Genomic DNA, 16,077 nt, shown 5'->3' with positions numbered 1-16,077 from the left:
ATCCCCGGTTATTTCCACTTGAAGAGGGGGATCATGGGTTTTAAGGGATCGTACTGGTTGCCGCAGGCAGACAGGTTATATGTACGGGAAAATTTATCCCCCATCACGTTCTCAAAGGTTATAACCGCCCTGACCTCAGTGATCATTTTTTCCAGCGGGTATTCGTTGATCTGGTCCGGTGCAAGGACTGCAATATTGAACTCAATATTTGCCGGGACAAGCGCAACATGTATCTTGACAGCATCGGCATTACCGTTATTCCTGATCATGATCCCTTTCGCATCCTCTTTGAGTTCCGCAACAACATCCGACAGGGTCGTGCTGTCCTGCATGATGAAAAGTGACATGACCAACGCAGCGAAGAGGATGAAGACAACGCCTGCTGCATAGACATTGATGAGAAAAACGATCAGCGTAATGATTATTCCTGACACCAGCAGGATCTGAATCTTCCGGTCCATACTGAAGAATAGTCACGTGCGGTTATTCTTTTTAACGGTTTCAGTCCCGGAGTTTTTTACTGCTGTTAAGATTCCAATAAATCGGATACGAGCTGCGATGATCAAGAAAGCCGGTGCAGTTTTTTCATTATTCGTATGGTTTCCATTGTTGTTTTACTGGGGGTACCCTGAGGGACATTTGCCGGTGTGGATTTACCCAGCGTGTCGAATATCCCGCGTATGGCCTCCGGCTGAGAGGGCCCGTATCCCCCTTCAAGGACGAATGCGAGAGAGTTCCACGGGGCATCCCGGACGAGTGCTGTCAGCAGACAGACATCCGCAGGAATCAGCTGCATGCTCCCGACCGGGTCATCTGAAAGCATGTCCTGCCCTGCGGAGACGATGACCAGATCCGGTTTGAACCGTTCAAGGGCCGGCAGGAAAATCTCGGTAAAAACCGGGTAATAATCGGCAATGCCCGAGTTATGAGGAAGCGGGGCGTTTATCGTGTAACCTTTTCCGTCATGTGACCCGGTCTCATCGATCAATCCGGTGTGGGGGAATGCATCTTTCTCGTGCGTCGAGCAGTAGAGTACCCGGTTGCTGGGGTAAAAGATACTCTGCGTACCGTTACCGTGGTGGGTGTCCCAGTCAATGATGGCAACGCGATCGACATTCGTCAGGGCGTGCGCTGCTGCAACAGCGGCATTGTTCAGGAGACAGAAGCCCATGGCGCGGTCTGCTTCGGCGTGATGACCCGGCGGCCTTGCCAGGGCAAAACAGCATTCGCCATCAATAGAGTGGTTTACTGCCTCTATAGCCGACCCTGCGGCATAGGTTGCCACTTCATAGGAACAGGGATTGATGTAGGTATTTGGATCAAGGAAACCCTGTACAATCTGGTTATTCTCCAGATACCCGCCAGTATAAACATACTCGTCGAGCATGCAGAAGTCCATGTGTTTCACGCACTGTCGCTCAAGCCACGTGAGATACCCCGGGACATGGACGCGCTGGAGGTCTTCGAACGAAGCGGGTGTGGGTGTATGAATCTTCAGGTTTTCCGGGAGGTGGGAAAGAATGGAGACCAGCCGGTCATGACACTCCTTATGACCCTTGCAGTCATGGTTGGCAAATATATCCCCGGTTATCGCTGAAGACTTCATAGGACGGTCCGGAAAATCAGTACGATACTATTCCTTTTTTCACGCTTGAAGATTGTGGAATTGACACACTTTCTGTTTTCCAGGATCTGGTGCCGGCAAAGGATTTTCCTGATCTGGATAGTCCCTTTCGTTCGCCGGAAGACGGGAGTTCTTCTTTCCCTGCGCGTCAGGAAAAACGATCTGTTCCGGGTGGATATTTTTCATAGCCGTGTCTTCCCGCTCGCATGCTGATTTCACGTCGTTAACTAAAATATCTGAACATAATAGGATGTTAATGGCGCCGGGTTCACGACAGATACCCCAAACGTCAGTAATTCACCCTAAAATTCGTCCCACCCGGCGAACAATTCGAAAATTATTAATAACAACATACAAGAGAATCTGATCGACCTATACAGATCCAAGTAAAAATCTGTTCGTATAGGTGATTGATTCTGAGGTGTGTAAAAAATGGTGTTTCATCCACCGGTAGCAATTACTGCAAAAGCAGGAGATGCCGGTAAGTACAAAGTCGGCCTGCCCGCTTGGAACATGGTCCTCCGTGGATTCATGTCTGGAGCATATATCGCCATGGGTGCGGCTCTTGCAACGGTCTGTTCAACAGGTATTATGGCAACCGATGCTGCCCTGCGGTATGGAACCGCAAGTGCAGGTTTCTCCCAGTTAATTCTGGGAGCGGTCTTCCCGGTTGGGCTTATCATCACCGTCCTTACGGGTGCTGAGCTCTTCACTGGTGACGCAATGCTCGCCCCGATGGCAGCGTTCATCCACAAGGTCAGCTGGGCGCAGGTCGCCAATCTGTGGATCTTCGTGTATATCGGCAACCTGATTGGATCCGTCGTATTTGCCTACATCATGGCATACGGTCCGTTTGTCTCATTCGACGCAGCTGGCGTAGGAACCGTGAGTGCATTCGGCTCGCGGGCGATTGCCATAGCCGGCGCAAAGACCGGGTATGTCGGCCTGATGGGATTCTATTCTGCGTTCCTGAAGGGTATTGCCTGCAACTGGCTTGTCAACCTCGCTATCCTGCTCGGTATCTGTGCAGATGATGCAGTAGGCAAGTTCTTTGGTATCTGGTTCCCGATCATGGCCTTCGTTTCCAGCGGATTCGAACACTGTGTCGCCAACATGTACTTTATCCCCGCTGGTATCTTCACGCAGGGATTCGTCACTGATCCGACCAAGATCGTTGCCAGTGTCAACTGGGTTACCATGTGGACTGCAAACCTCATACCGGTCACTCTTGGAAATATCGTCGGGGGTCTTCTCTTCGTCGGTGTATTCTACTGGGTTGCATTCCGGAAAGAGATTGCAGCACTGAAGTAATGTTTCACCCAAACTATTTTTTTTAGTATAAACGGTGAGATCAATCTCAACGTTTCCGTAATTGCAAAAGAGCAGGAGTTGCGAATCAGCACTCCTGCAAATAGTCTCATCGCCCTTATGTCCTGGACTATGGGATGTCTCCACCGTACCTGTCGGAATGTTTTTTATATATTGTTCATATCGCATTCCTTTTTACAGCCTGGAATATATGCCGGAAAAAATCGCAGCACTGAAGTAGATCAACGGCAAACTATCATTTCAATGAAGATCGGTAATGTCGAAGTGAAACCCTCAATTATCTCGATTGCGGTGTTTGTGATTTTTACGGTTTTTTTACTTGCTGCGTCGGTTAACAGCCCTGATGTAAGATCACAGCTCATATGGCTGATCCCCTGCCTGTTCATGCTCCTTGTCATCCCCATTGCACTCAATTATATGAGTCGGAGCCAGTATGCGGATATTGCACCCCAGTACGAAGAAGAAGCAAAGACCGTACGGGTAAAACTTATCAACGAGAATATGATTGGGAAACCGGTACGGATTGAGGGGGTTGTTGAACGGGTACATTTTCAGATTCTGAACAGACCCCAGTACCTGGTTGCTGACCGGTCCGGTGCGATCTCGGTCAAGATGTTCACGAGTCCCGATGAGGACGTGAAAGTGAACGATGTTGTCGAGGTGCTCGGCCAGGTAATCCGCAGATATATTGTTGTCGGCGATCCGGTTATTAACTGTGTATCTATCCGTAAAATAAAAAAATCCGGAAACTGATGACCGTCAATCGTTCAGGGATTTTTCAATGGGGTTCTTTAATGGATGCAATACCAGATGAAATGAGAGCTGATTCCCATGTCCGATAAAAATTCACCTTGTATCCTCCAGAAACCGGATACTTTCCTCCACCCTCTGGAACTGGCAGTCCCGGTCCTCTCTTTAGGTGGTGTCCTCCTTGCCATGCTGTTTTCCGGCCCGGAAAGCCCGATTGATGTCCGGTATTTTGCAGCAGGTTGCATCATAAGTTCGTTTATCCTTGCGTACCTGGCATGGATCCGGCCCCGCAAGGATATTGTGGCGCTGACGACCCCGATCTATTCGTTTCTGTTCTTTGTTGCACCTTCGGATTTTGCAGTGAATTTTGTCCTTGAACTGTTGTATGCGGTGAGCCTGACGATCCTGCTCATCCGGCTGAAAATGAGGTTTGGTGCCGCAACGGAGTACGGTCTGTCCCGGGAGAAAACACTTGAAGAGCCGCTTAAAACCTACTGCGAAACCATCAGCAGGCAGGCAAATGATATCAGTCCCGGATCTGGACATTATGCAGCGGTGGCATTTGCCCGGTTCGCACAGGGGGATTACCGGCTGGCGGCAGATGTGGCTGATGCAGCGCTGGCAGAGATGGGGAATAACTCCCCGTCTCCGGTTCTTGCAACCGCGTTTTCGATTATCCGGGAACAGGGACTGCTACTGGAAGAGTCCGCGGAATCACCCGCAGAATTCATTGAATTTTCCTCGCAGGATTCCGACGTTCTTGCCAGATCCCTGCCTCCTGCAAACAAACGCAATGACTGTTACGAGGTATCTCTGGATAATGCCCTGCTCTTCCTGTATGCCGCGGCATGGACGGCATCACTAAAGGATCGTCCGCTCCTGCTCACAGGGCAGGGTTTTGCACAAAAACTCTTCGCATCATAATCGAAAGATCAAATATCCCAAAAGAAAGCATCCTTGCGACAGAAAGAAAACTGGTATATACTGGATAAACAATGAGGCGGATATCCTGAGTATGGTGATATGAATCAGAGGTGTGTATATCACGTATTATTGATTGCAGGACCCGACCCCATTTCCGACCGGTATGTTGTGCGCTAGTGCACAAACACTATGCACACACATAATTTACCTGTCATCTACATATATCTTATCCCTGGTCACGACCCCCGGAAACGAGGATCCGATCAGAACAATAAACATGGACAACGTTGATTTTTGACGTAAAGGTGTGATTACGTGGCATCCAGTCATCAGGCAGATGAATTTATACGGATACAGGATGTCCTTAAGGATCAGCCGTTTGGCCTGAGCATCAAGGAGATTGCTGCCGCAGCATCGATGAGCCGTAATTCTGCGGCAAAGTACCTCGATATACTTACGGCATCCGGGCGGCTCGAGCTCCGCATGGTGGGCAATGCAAAACTCTACACGCTTTCAACCCGTGTCCCGGTGGGAAATCTCCTCAACCATGCCCGGGAACTGATCATCGTGCTGGACAATGACCTGCGTATCGTTCAGGCAAGCGGCTCGTTCTGTACGTTCACCGGCGCACCGCTCGGGAGCATCCTGCACGCACGTCTCAGTTCCCTCTCCCCTCCTCTCGTCTCCGTATCAGAAGAACAGGAGATCACCGCACTCCTGAACGGCGGGCCTGCATGGAGGAAAGAGATCCATGTCCTCCGGAACGGAACGGAGTATTATTTTGACAGCCGGTTCATCCCAACAGTGCTGGAAAATACCCTGCCCGGCATCACCCTCATTCTCGAAGATATCACGGAGCGCATGCTTGCTCAGAAAGCCTCCCTTGAACGCGACCGGCTGCTCCAGACCCTCTTCCAGATTCCAAAGGAACCCCAGTTCTTCATAAATCGCAATCATAAGGTGGTGTACTGGGACCGCGCACTGGAGATCATGACCGGAATCAAGGCTGAAGAGATGGTCGGGACGAGCAATCACTGGCAGGTATTCTATGCCTGCCCGCATCCCGGTCTTGTCGATCTGCTGGTGGATGGAAACCTTGAGGAGATCCACAACCGCTGGGGGGGGAAATGCGTACATACGCCGGTCGAAGGGAAATACCAGGTAACGGAATTCTACCCGGAGGGGAAGGTCGGCGGCCGATGGTTCCGCATCACAGCCACACTCATCCGGGATACTGCGGGTAATCTCACCGGGGCAATGGAAACCATTGAAGATGTCTCTGAAAAGAACCGGGGACAGTTCATTGTCCAGGAATAATGCCGCGCATCCAGCCTCATTTTGCTTTGGAGATAATCCCCTTTTTTGTTCTTCCCGGGTATACCGGTATGCTCACCTATGCGTGTTGTATCCTCCTGATATGATGACATCGTATTGCTATAAAAGAAAAGGTTGTTTTTAACGAATCAAATATCGTAGTAATACAATGCGCCCTGCCTTCATCAGAGACTGGTGATGCCCGCAGAAGATCATCGGATTCGAAAATGGCGTTTACAAAAACACTTCTTATCTTTCCGGTATCCCCTGAATTTGTTTCGTAGAAGAAAACTGATTATAAAAATTGATTACTGTGCTCTCATGCAGTAATGGCCGCTTGATTCTGTGCCCCGGGTTCCCGACGCATCGGGCAGACGCTGATCGCGTCAAGATCGCCTAAACAAAACTCAAACCTGTCCCGGATTGTTTTGGGCAGGGCTGATTCCGGTATCCGCTGGAATCCCAGACTGCCATAGAACTCTACCAGTTCGGTCTTTGAGTGCATATAGAGTGTCTCGTTCCTGCCGCATTCCTCTATCAGGAGGATCATGACCGAACGGGCAAATCCCTTGAGACGGTACTCCTCAAGGACGTAGACCGCGTCAACTTCGAGCCCGTCCTCGTGTCTGGAGCAGCGGGCAACCCCGATGATACGCTTGCCCGAGAAGACCGCAAAGAGCCGGTCACGCGTCCTGTCTGCTTTCTGCTGGTGGTAGTGGATCCAGAGTTCTTTCTCGGCCCGCACCATCTCGGCAGTGGTGAGTTCGCGCACTTCCACCGCCTCCACAACCTGCCCGGCAGACGTTGTCGTGCGCTCCGAGAAGATATACCGGCGGATCTGTTTGATAAACCGGGGCCGGATCGCCGGAAAACCGCTGCTCTCTTCCCCGGCAAGGGAGTAGAGTGTCAGGAGTGTCAGATCCTCATTATAGCGATCGGTTGCCGCCGACGCGGAAATTGTTGGCATGCTATCTCGAATCGGGCGTTTGCATACGGAATTCCCTGGTGAGAGTCGTTTCCTGCCCGTTGTTCTTAGCTGTTATTCCTGCTGGGAGATAAATCCTGATGCCGGGTCAAGGGAGATTTCTGAAGATCGCGTCGGATCATTCCGAAAGGTTCTTTCATGACCGTTGCCAGTATCAATTATACATAAGCTGGCACAAACCGGCATATGTTTTTTAACACTGTCAGAGGTGTGTGACATGATCGATAAGTTGTTACTAGGGAACCTGAGGTTTCGGGAAACCGACTTCACCCCGAACATTGACTATTACAAGGAACTGGCCGGGAGCCAGCACCCGACCACGCTCTGGATCGCGTGTTCTGATTCCCGGCTCCAGTCCGGGCACATCACGCAGGCCCGGGCGGGGGAACTCTTCATCCAGCGGAACATCGGCAACATCGTTCCGATTCATGACTGGAACTTTGCGACCGTCCTGGAATACGCTGTTATGCATATGCATGTGAGCGACGTCGTGATATGCGGGCACTCGAACTGTGGCGCAATCCGTGCGTTGGATCACGAGACCAATGATTCCTACATCCCGCTCTGGCTGAACAATGCCCGCGAAGCCAAAACACGTGTGGATGCGAGGATAAAAACGCCGGAGACCGTACTGGAGAAGGAAGAGCGGTACCGCCAGATAGAGCAGGAGAACGTGCGCCTCCAGATCGAACACCTGTATACCTATCCGCTTCTCAAAAAAGCGGTGGCGGAGAAACAGGTCGAGGTCCATGGTCTCTATTATGATCTCGGGACCGGCGCGCTGAGCCGGGTAACCTGATTCACCTTTATTGCCCGGTGAATCCGGGCAATATTTTTAAAAATGTTGTCAGATCCCCCTATCAGGAGATCCGCTCATAATACATCATCGAGCCGCATGCCCCGCAGTGGTCACCCTCGATCATGTAATCCGGGACGGTCTCGCCGCAGCGGGGACAGGTGACCGACTTCCATTTCTTCTTGGGTGTGACCTTGATTTGGACTTTCTCATAGGAGAGAATCTTGCGCCCGGCGCTGAAGATCTCATCCTGGAGAAGTGCGGTCATGGTCTTCTTGTCATATGCCGGGCTGTGGGCATACCATGCGTCGATAGTGGTATATTTTTTCAGTTTACCCAGATCCAGGTATACCCGGATAGCATCGGTTGTCGCGTCTTCGGATGCCCTGTTGACCGTGATGGCGAATTTCCCGATGGGTATGATCTTCAGCCGGTTATTCCCGGTGGTGATGTAAGCCATTGTCTGGAGAGCATCGGGAACACACTTGGGCGTTTCGCAGACACCGTAGAGTTTTTCTGTATTTTTTGCACCGAGCAGTTCCAGGGCATAATCTACCATGAATGCCCCGATAAGGATTCCGGGTGCCGGGTATGTGTGGAACTTTGCCAGCCGGAGGATCTCCTGCTGGAGTTCAGGTCTGACCCCGCCCCTCTCCATGCTGGCGATTAATGTCGTATCTGTTTCCTGATGATGACCGGTCGTCATACAGATACGGTGGCATTGCATCTGATAAACTTTTTATGATTAGGATCTCCCTCATTGCCCATCGATATGGTTAAGAAAGAGGCAACCCGGCCTGTACCGGGTTATCCTGTCCTGAATGTGTCTGCCGGGCCAGGATATGTTGTGGAATCCTGGACCGCCGAGGGGTAACTGCATGCATCCAGCACATCATCCATGCCCAGAGTTACGGTTTCCCGCGCCGATCCGGCGAGCGTTGAGAGGGTGATGATCGACAGTGGAATCTGCATACCGAACACTTCCATGGTTGGCTTATCCGGCAGGGAAATCATTGCATACTGGCGGACACTCCAGCGGTCCACCATCACGCCCATGCGCTGGAGGTAAGTGGCTGCCCGGGAGTATGGCATTGTCCGTGAGAACGAGCGGCAGAGATCCACGACCGGCGAACCGACCCGGGTGCCGCAATAAAACGGTTCCGGTGGCCGGGAGAATATCTTGCAGGTCCGGCAGTACGAACGACGGATGATAACATGCACCGGGATGGTCTGTCCCTCTTCAATAAGAACTGCGAACCGCTTCTTCCGTTCATCATACCCGGACATGGCACCGCCGCAACAGGGGCAGGTATCATCGGCCTGGAACCGGACTCCTTCGCAGGACTGGAGCGCTGTATGGATGATGCCGGTCAGCAGGAGGGGAATTTTACGGGCTCTCACAGATCAGCCTCCGGTCGCACTCTGGTTTTCCTGACCCTGTGATGAGCTCCCTGCGCGATCACAGAATTTCCTGCCATGTACAGAAGTTACCCACTCCATAAAGGATCCTATGCCCCAAACCAATCACCAGTTTTCAGGTTAATCTCATAATGTATAAATATCATTTTATCGAGATCTTACGTTAAGCAAAATTGCTTAAAAACCAATTTTGCAGCATATCAACTCCAGAGGTGTGTAAACATGGGCGTTTCGGCTGCTTGTTTTTAGCTGTTGCTCCCGTGAATGTATGTATGGTGATAAAATGAGTGATAGCTCGAGTACTCTTAAGTATGTACCCACGACTTGTCCTTACTGCGGTGTAGGCTGCGGTCTGAACCTTGTTGTCAATGACGGCAAGCTTGTCGGGGTTGAACCGTATAAGCGGAGTCCGATCAACGAAGGCAAGCTCTGCCCCAAGGGCATGACCTGCTGGGAACACGTCCAGAGCCCGGACCGGCTGACAAAACCGAAGATCAAGAAGAACGGCAAGTTCGTGGACGCGACCTGGACCGAGGCAATCGATCTTATTGCCAAGAAGTTCAAGGAGACCTCCGACAAGTTCGGGCCCAAGGCACTCGGTTTCCAGACCTCGTGCCGTACGGTCAACGAGGACTGCTATGCCCTGCAGAAGTGGGCCCGCGTTGCATTCCAGACCAATAACGTCGACAACTGTGCACGTATCTGTCACGGACCGTCCGTTGCCGGTCTCTCCCTGTCCTTTGGATCCGGAGCAGCCACCAACCCGTTCGAAGATGTCCTGAACTCCGACCTGATCGTCATGTGGGGTTCCAATGCTGTTGAAGCGCACCCGCTTGCCGGGCGCCGCGTCATGCAGGCCAAGAAGAAAGGCATCAAGGTTATCGTCGTTGACCCGCGGTTAAGCGCAACAGCACGGATTGCCGATGAATGGATCCGGTTCAACCCGTCGACCCATATCGCGCTTGCGAACTCCATGATGTACTGGATCATCAAGGAAGGACTCCAGAACACGGCGTTCATCAACGAGCGCACGAAAGGCTTCGAAGACCTCAAGAAGACGGTCGAGAAGTACGCGGACTGTGAAGAGATCCACGGTGTCCCGCTCGAGAAGGTCAAGGAGTTTGCCCGCGAGTATGCCAAAGCAAAGAACGCAGTCATCATCTACTGCCTCGGTATCACCGAGTTAACCACCGGTACCGACAACGTCCGTTCCATGGGCAACCTCGCGCTGCTCACCGGCAACATCGGACGCCCGGGTGTGGGTGTCAACCCGCTCCGTGGACAGAACAACGTGCAGGGTGCCTGCGACATGGGTGCATACCCGAACGTCTTCTCGGGCTACCAGGCAGTTGCAGTTCCCGAGAACCGTGCCAAGATGGAGAAGGCGTGGGGCATGAAGGCTGGCTCACTGCCTGACTGGTATGGCGTGACCTTAACCGAGCAGATCAACCAGTGCGGCGACCCGATCAAGGCGATGTACGTCCTTGGCCTGAACCCGGTAGTATCCTACCCCGATTCAAACCATGTCAAGAGATCGTTTGACAAACTCGACTTCCTCGTCATCCAGGATATCTTCTGGACCGAGAGCTGCGAATATGCAGATGTGGTCCTGCCCGGCACCTGCTTTGCCGAGAAAGACGGGACATTCACCAGCGGCGAGCGCCGTGTCAACCGTGTACGGAAGGCCGTTGACGGTCCCGGCGAGTCGAAGTACGACTGGGAGATCATCGGCATGATCGCCAAGAAGATGGGCCTCAAAGGCTTTGACTGGAAGACCGCAAAGGATGTCTGGGACGACATGCGGGCATGCACTCCAGGCCAGTTCGGTGTCACCTACGAGAAGCTCGAAAAGCCCGAGGCAATCCACTGGCCCTGCCCGACCATCGAACACGCGGGAACCCCGATCCTCCACGTGGGGAAGTTCTCCGCGGCGGATGGCAAGGGCACTATGTTCGGGCTCGAGTACCGCCCGCCCGCAGAAGTGGCAGATGCAGAGTACCCGTACACACTCATGACCGGGCGTGTCATCTTCCACTACCACACCAGGACCCAGACCGACCGTGCAAAACAGCTGCACTACGAAGTCCCCGAGTCCTACATCCAGATCAACACCATCGATGCAAAGAAACTGGGTGTCAAAGAAGGCGAGAAGGTTAAGGTAACCAGCCGCCGTGGCGAAACCATAACAAGGGCACGCATATCGGATGACGTTGCCCCGAAGGTATTGTACATGGCAATGCACTTCGCCGGTGGTGCAAACAACCTCACCAACACTGCCCTCGACCCGCTCTCCAAGATGCCAGAGCTGAAACACTGTGCTGTCAAGGTTGAGAAGGTGGCGTAAATGGCAAAGAAAGGCGAAATGCTCTATGCATGGACCAATGATGCCGCTCTTGCAAAGAAGGCGGAGTGCGGCGGTGCAGTCACCGAGCTGCTCAAGTACGCACTCGAGAGCAAGACTGTTGATGCAGTGCTTGCCGTAAAGCGCGGCGTTGACCTGTACGATGCAGTCCCGGTCATTGTCACCAAGCCTGCAGAACTTGACCAGTGCGCGGGTTCGCTCCACTGCGGAACGATCCTCATGTCCAAACTGGTTCTGGAGTATGCACCCAAGTTCGCCGGCAAGAAGATCGGCATGGTTGTCAAGGGCTGCGACATGATGGGCATGTACGAGCTCGCGAAGCGGAATCTCGTCAACCTTGACAACCTCGTCATGATCGGTGTCAACTGCGGAGGATCGGTCAGCCCGGTTACTGCCCGCAAGATGATCAAGGAGAAGTACGGCGTTGACCCGAACACCGTCACCAAGGAAGAGATTGACAAGGGCCAGTTCATCATCGAGTACGAGGGAGGCCACAAGGGTATCTCCGTTGACGAACTCGAAGAGGCCGGCTTCGGCCGCAGGTCCAACTGCCGCCGCTGCAAGGTAAAGATCCCCCGCCAGGCAGACCTTGCCTGCGGTAACTGGGGCGTTATTGGCGACAAGGCCGGCAAGGCCACCTTTGTCGAGGTCTGTTCCGAGAAGGGTGCAAAGCTCCTTGACGGGGCAATCAAAGCCAAGAAGCTCACCACGGAAGCGGCAAACCCCAAGGGTGTCGAGATCCGCGGAAAGGTCGAGGGTGCAATGCACAAGCTCGGCGACAAGTGGCGCAAGCACGACTTTGAAGCCCTTGCTCCCGTTCTCTGGCAGACCATTGCGACGGAGACCGGGCGCTGCATGAAGTGCTACGCGTGCATCGACCACTGCCCGGTCTGTATCACCCGGGCAGACAAATTCGAGCAGCCCGACATGATGGTCCGCCATGGTGTTATCCCGGCCGACCCGATGTTCCACCTGCGCCGGTTTGCGCACATCTCCGACTCATGCATCAACTGCGGGCAGTGCGAAGAATGCTGCCCCTCAGAGATTCCGCTTGCTCTCTTCTCGCATGCAATCCGCACGGAAGCAGACAAGTTCTTTGAGCCTAAGCTGGGGAAATCAGCTTATACCAATTAATTTTTTAGTAACCCTTGTACACAATCCGCCAGTTATCCAATAACCATTCATCTCTAGGGATACTGGGCGGGGCCGGTGGTACGCGGGGAGATTCTGTTCGAATATCTCCCCGACCTATCATCACCTTTCTTTGAAGATTCGTTGTATCGTCACGATTGTATATCCGGTAGTACCTGTTCCAGGTTTTGATGCATCATTCCGGAGATGCTGTCTATCAGGAAGATCAGTAACCGGATCCTGTACTTCTTTCCGAATTCCCCCGTGAAGCATGGGAGTATACACATCCTGCCAAAAACCTGATTGAGTTACACCATGATCAGTATCGCAATCGATCTCCGGCAAAAAAATTCAACCACCCCCTCACCCCCTGCTCAAAATTTTTCAGGCAGGGTCTGGTTGATTGTCAAATTACCTCACGTCAGCAAATTAAAAATTTTGTAGCATGTACATGCATTTTGTAGCATAATTATCCGATTGTAGCCTCATCAACTAACACCTCATGATCGCGATTGGAAATTTTTCAGCAGAGTCTGGCTGAAAAATGTGCCCTGGAGAATACCTCAATCCAGACAAATTGCAGGATCCAGTACGTTTCTGAAATTTTCCTTGTGAATAGTGGATAGTCAGTAACCCGTATCACATTCCGATAACCTGGAACTTCGAAGGACCGTACCAAAGGAACGGATTTGAGTTTTTAAAAATCCCTTTGGATGAAGAGCCGGAAGAGATCAGACCGGAACAAATCTTCGTCAATCGTTCTGGGCCCACGGAGAACCCGGGCCGGGAAAATCCCTTGATAAGACACCCGGATATTCTCGTACAGGAACGAGATGAGGGTCAGCAGGTACCGGATCGCACTGTTTCCGGGAGATGTCTGAGTATCCGGCTGGCTTTTTTGTTATATGGTAACCATATCCGGCGTCCGCTGACTGTTGAGATCTTATGCTCTCCCTTAGTCCGGGCTCAGATTTAGTGAAGTACTGGGATCATGTATGGGCATTGCGGGTATCTCTTTTCCCGATGGATAATTACATGCCTCAAGAACTTCCAGTGCCTCGAACCTCCGGCTTCCGCCGGTACCCATGGACAGGGAAGAGAGTGAAACAATAGACCGGGGAACCCTGATGCCAAACATGTCTACCGAGGGAACCGGAGGGATATTCCTTTGCACATAATTGCGGACACTCCAGCGGTCAACAATGATTCCCATCTCTTCAAGGCAGGATGAGACGCGGGGGGAGTGCATCGTCTCGCCGAGGGTTACGCAGAGATCCACCACCGGGGCCCCGATACGGATGTCCGGATAAAATGGCTGATCGGCAAGACAGATCTGCCTGCAATGGCGGCAGCGGAACCGTTTGACACGTACGTGAATGGTTTTCAGTTGTTCCCCATCTCTGATGATTGCAAACTGCTTCTCTTTTACATCATACCCGGAGAGATCGCCGCCGCACCGGGGGCAGACATTACCTGCATCGAACAGGATGCCATCGCATGATGCCAGTGCTGCGAGGACAAGGTCCGAGATCATGGGAGGTATACGAAATCGTTTCACAACAAGATTCTCCGTTTTGTCTTCCGCAGTTGTTGGGAATTTCCGGTTATGGAAAAACTCCCGGATTCATTTCTTGTTCGGTGTGTTGATATATAAACCCACTTTTGTTCACCAGTTTTTACGAAAATTTCAGAACGATTAAATAATACAGGGATAGAGATCTGGTGTTTAATCTCTAAATTTTGTTAACAAATTCCGAAATCAACCGGTATGAAAACAAGTGAATGAATTATGGTGAATCTTCATGACTGACATAAAAACATCATTGAAGTATACAGCAACGACCTGTCCCTACTGCGGGGTTGGCTGCGGCCTGAACCTCGTATCCATCGGGAACAAGCTCGTTGGTGTCGAGCCGTACAAGCGGTCCCCGATCAACGAGGGGAAACTCTGCCCGAAAGGTGCAACCTGCTGGGAGACTGTCCAGAAGCCCGGCCGGCTGACCAAACCCCTGATCAAGAAGGGCGACAAGTTCGAGGAAGCCTCCTGGGACGAAGCCGTTGACCTGATCACGAAGAAGTTCAAGGAGATCTCCGACAAGAACGGCCCCAAGGCCCTGGGATTCCAGACCTCCTGCCGTACCGTCAACGAGGACTGCTACGCGCTCCAGAAGTGGGCCCGTGTGGCATTCAAGACCAACAACGTTGACAACTGCGCCCGTATCTGCCACGGACCTTCCGTTGCCGGTCTCTCGCTCTCGTTCGGGTCCGGTGCAGCCACCAACCCGTTCGAAGATGTCCTGAACTCTGACCTTATCGTCATGTGGGGTTCGAACGCTGTCGAGGCCCACCCGCTTGCAGGCCGCCGCGTCATGCAGGCCAAGAAGAAGGGAATCCCGATCGTTGTCGTCGACCCCCGTCTCAGCCCGACCGCCCGGCTCGCTGACAAGTGGATCCGGTTCAACCCGTCGACCCACATTGCCCTTGCCAACAACATGATGTACTACATCATCAAGGAAGGACTCGAGGACAAGGAGTACATCAAGGAGCGCACGAAAGGCTTTGACGACCTCAAGAAGACTGTCGAGAAGTATGCTGACGCCACGAAGATCCACGGTGTCCCGCAGGAGACCGTCCAGGCGTTCGCCCGCCAGTACGCAAACGCAAAGAACGCGGTCATCATCTACTGCCTCGGCATCACCGAGCTCACCACCGGTACGGACAATGTCCGGTCCATGGGCAACCTCGCTCTCCTGACCGGTAACGTCGGCCGCCCGGGTGTCGGTGTCAACCCGCTCCGTGGCCAGAACAACGTGCAGGGCGCCTGCGATATGGGTGCATACCCGAACGTATTCTCAGGCTACCAGGCAGTTGCAGTTCCCGACAACCGTGCAAAGATGGAGAAGGCATGGGGCATGCCGGCAGGTTCCCTGCCCGACTGGTACGGTTCAACCCTGACCGAGCAGATCAACGACTGTGGAGAGGTCGTCAAGGCGATGTACGTCCTTGGCCTGAACCCGGTTGTTTCCTACCCTGATTCAAACCATGTCAAAAAGATGTTCGACAAGCTCGACTTCCTTGTTATCCAGGATATCTACTGGAACGAGAGCTGCGAATATGCAGATGTAGTCCTGCCCGGCACCTGCTTTGCCGAGAAGGATGGCACGTTCACCAGCGGCGAGCGCCGTGTCAACCGTGTACGGAAGGCTGTCGACGGTCCCGGCGAGTCGAAGTACGACTGGGAGATCATCGGCATGCTCGCAAAGAAGATGGGCCTCAAGGGCTTTGACTGGAAGACCGCAAAGGACGTCTGGGACGACATGCGCTCAGTGACCCCCGGCCAGTTCGGTGTAACCTACGAGAAGATCGAGAAGCCCGAGGCCATCCACTGGCCCTGCCCGACCATCGAGCACCCGGGAACCCCGATCCTCCACATCGGCAAGTTT

Annotated in this window: 14 protein-coding genes; 8 read left to right on the top strand and 6 right to left on the bottom strand. The window is 52.7% G+C overall.

From position 1 onward, the window contains the following. Nucleotides 1-8: 8 nt before the first annotated feature. Both LUQ43_RS11380 and LUQ43_RS11375 read right to left on the bottom strand, forming a co-directional pair. Nucleotides 9-461 (bottom strand): hypothetical protein, encoded by a 453-nt coding sequence (locus LUQ43_RS11380; protein ID WP_299967742.1) that lies wholly within the window; start codon nt 459-461, stop codon nt 9-11. A 101-nt stretch (nt 462-562) separates the two neighbouring features. Beyond that, nucleotides 563-1,606, bottom strand: coding sequence for a histone deacetylase (locus LUQ43_RS11375; RefSeq protein WP_299967740.1), 1,044 nt, complete (start codon nt 1,604-1,606; stop codon nt 563-565). 450 nt (nt 1,607-2,056) lie between these two features. Here LUQ43_RS11375 and LUQ43_RS11370 point away from each other — a divergent pair, with 450 nt between their 5' ends. From LUQ43_RS11370 to LUQ43_RS11355, 4 genes are all read left to right on the top strand, one after another. Then, the gene (locus LUQ43_RS11370; RefSeq protein ID WP_299967737.1) at nt 2,057-2,935 is read left to right on the top strand and encodes a formate/nitrite transporter family protein; all 879 of its coding nucleotides are present in this window, start codon (nt 2,057-2,059) and stop codon (nt 2,933-2,935) included. Nucleotides 2,936-3,196: 261 nt separating this feature from the next. Further along, entirely contained in the window at nt 3,197-3,706 is a 510-nt protein-coding gene (locus LUQ43_RS11365) for a nucleotide-binding protein (RefSeq protein WP_299967734.1), read from the top strand. Nucleotides 3,707-3,784: 78 nt separating this feature from the next. Beyond that, the gene (locus LUQ43_RS11360; RefSeq protein WP_299967731.1) at nt 3,785-4,627 is read left to right on the top strand and encodes a hypothetical protein; all 843 of its coding nucleotides are present in this window, start codon (nt 3,785-3,787) and stop codon (nt 4,625-4,627) included. Nucleotides 4,628-4,942: 315 nt separating this feature from the next. Further along, nucleotides 4,943-5,944, top strand: coding sequence for a PAS domain-containing protein (locus tag LUQ43_RS11355; protein ID WP_299967728.1), 1,002 nt, complete (start codon nt 4,943-4,945; stop codon nt 5,942-5,944). A gap of 316 nt (nt 5,945-6,260) precedes the next feature. Here LUQ43_RS11355 and LUQ43_RS11350 read toward each other — a convergent pair whose 3' ends face one another. After that, the gene (locus tag LUQ43_RS11350) at nt 6,261-6,908 is read right to left on the bottom strand and encodes a GNAT family N-acetyltransferase (protein ID WP_299967726.1); all 648 of its coding nucleotides are present in this window, start codon (nt 6,906-6,908) and stop codon (nt 6,261-6,263) included. Between the two features lie 235 nt (nt 6,909-7,143). Between LUQ43_RS11350 and LUQ43_RS11345 the strand changes: the two genes are divergently transcribed. After that, nucleotides 7,144-7,725 (top strand): carbonic anhydrase, encoded by a 582-nt coding sequence (locus tag LUQ43_RS11345; protein WP_299967723.1) that lies wholly within the window; start codon nt 7,144-7,146, stop codon nt 7,723-7,725. Between the two features lie 61 nt (nt 7,726-7,786). Here LUQ43_RS11345 and LUQ43_RS11340 read toward each other — a convergent pair whose 3' ends face one another. Both LUQ43_RS11340 and LUQ43_RS11335 read right to left on the bottom strand, forming a co-directional pair. Beyond that, nucleotides 7,787-8,428, bottom strand: a complete 642-nt coding sequence (locus LUQ43_RS11340; protein WP_299967720.1) for an FmdE family protein — start codon at nt 8,426-8,428, stop codon at nt 7,787-7,789. Between the two features lie 101 nt (nt 8,429-8,529). Further along, the gene (locus LUQ43_RS11335) at nt 8,530-9,123 is read right to left on the bottom strand and encodes a hypothetical protein (RefSeq protein ID WP_299967718.1); all 594 of its coding nucleotides are present in this window, start codon (nt 9,121-9,123) and stop codon (nt 8,530-8,532) included. A gap of 301 nt (nt 9,124-9,424) precedes the next feature. On the opposite strand from LUQ43_RS11335, the gene fdhF (LUQ43_RS11330) reads away from it, so the two are divergent. After that, the gene (gene fdhF, locus LUQ43_RS11330; protein WP_299967716.1) at nt 9,425-11,485 is read left to right on the top strand and encodes a formate dehydrogenase subunit alpha; all 2,061 of its coding nucleotides are present in this window, start codon (nt 9,425-9,427) and stop codon (nt 11,483-11,485) included. After that, nucleotides 11,486-12,637, top strand: a complete 1,152-nt coding sequence (locus tag LUQ43_RS11325; RefSeq protein ID WP_299967713.1) for a Coenzyme F420 hydrogenase/dehydrogenase, beta subunit C-terminal domain — start codon at nt 11,486-11,488, stop codon at nt 12,635-12,637. It abuts the gene before it with no gap. Nucleotides 12,638-13,589: 952 nt separating this feature from the next. On the opposite strand, the gene LUQ43_RS11320 is transcribed toward LUQ43_RS11325, so the two are convergent. After that, nucleotides 13,590-14,168, bottom strand: a complete 579-nt coding sequence (locus LUQ43_RS11320; RefSeq protein WP_299967710.1) for a hypothetical protein — start codon at nt 14,166-14,168, stop codon at nt 13,590-13,592. A gap of 268 nt (nt 14,169-14,436) precedes the next feature. Between LUQ43_RS11320 and fdhF (LUQ43_RS11315) the strand changes: the two genes are divergently transcribed. Beyond that, nucleotides 14,437-16,077, top strand: a 1,641-nt coding sequence (gene fdhF / locus LUQ43_RS11315) for a formate dehydrogenase subunit alpha (protein ID WP_299967707.1), incomplete at its 3' end; no start/stop codon positions are given.

It is taken from the genome of Methanoregula sp., assembly GCF_028679125.1.
Classification (GTDB): Archaea; Halobacteriota; Methanomicrobia; order Methanomicrobiales; family Methanospirillaceae; genus Methanoregula.
This window is presented reverse-complemented; position numbering and strand designations above follow the sequence as displayed.

Bases quoted from the DNA above. Each gene is read 5' to 3' on its own strand.
- LUQ43_RS11380 (WP_299967742.1), bottom strand. From the start codon at position 461: ATGGACCGGAAGATTCAGATCCTGCTGGTGTCAGGAATAATCATTACG.
- LUQ43_RS11375 (WP_299967740.1), bottom strand. From the start codon at position 1,606: ATGAAGTCTTCAGCGATAACCGGGGATATATTTGCCAACCATGACTGC.
- LUQ43_RS11370 (WP_299967737.1), top strand. From the start codon at position 2,057: ATGGTGTTTCATCCACCGGTAGCAATTACTGCAAAAGCAGGAGATGCC.
- LUQ43_RS11365 (WP_299967734.1), top strand. From the start codon at position 3,197: ATGAAGATCGGTAATGTCGAAGTGAAACCCTCAATTATCTCGATTGCG.
- LUQ43_RS11360 (WP_299967731.1), top strand. From the start codon at position 3,785: ATGTCCGATAAAAATTCACCTTGTATCCTCCAGAAACCGGATACTTTC.
- LUQ43_RS11350 (WP_299967726.1), bottom strand. From the start codon at position 6,908: ATGCCAACAATTTCCGCGTCGGCGGCAACCGATCGCTATAATGAGGAT.
- LUQ43_RS11345 (WP_299967723.1), top strand. From the start codon at position 7,144: ATGATCGATAAGTTGTTACTAGGGAACCTGAGGTTTCGGGAAACCGAC.
- LUQ43_RS11340 (WP_299967720.1), bottom strand. From the start codon at position 8,428: ATGACGACCGGTCATCATCAGGAAACAGATACGACATTAATCGCCAGC.
- fdhF (WP_299967716.1), top strand. From the start codon at position 9,425: ATGAGTGATAGCTCGAGTACTCTTAAGTATGTACCCACGACTTGTCCT.
- LUQ43_RS11325 (WP_299967713.1), top strand. From the start codon at position 11,486: ATGGCAAAGAAAGGCGAAATGCTCTATGCATGGACCAATGATGCCGCT.
- LUQ43_RS11320 (WP_299967710.1), bottom strand. From the start codon at position 14,168: ATGATCTCGGACCTTGTCCTCGCAGCACTGGCATCATGCGATGGCATC.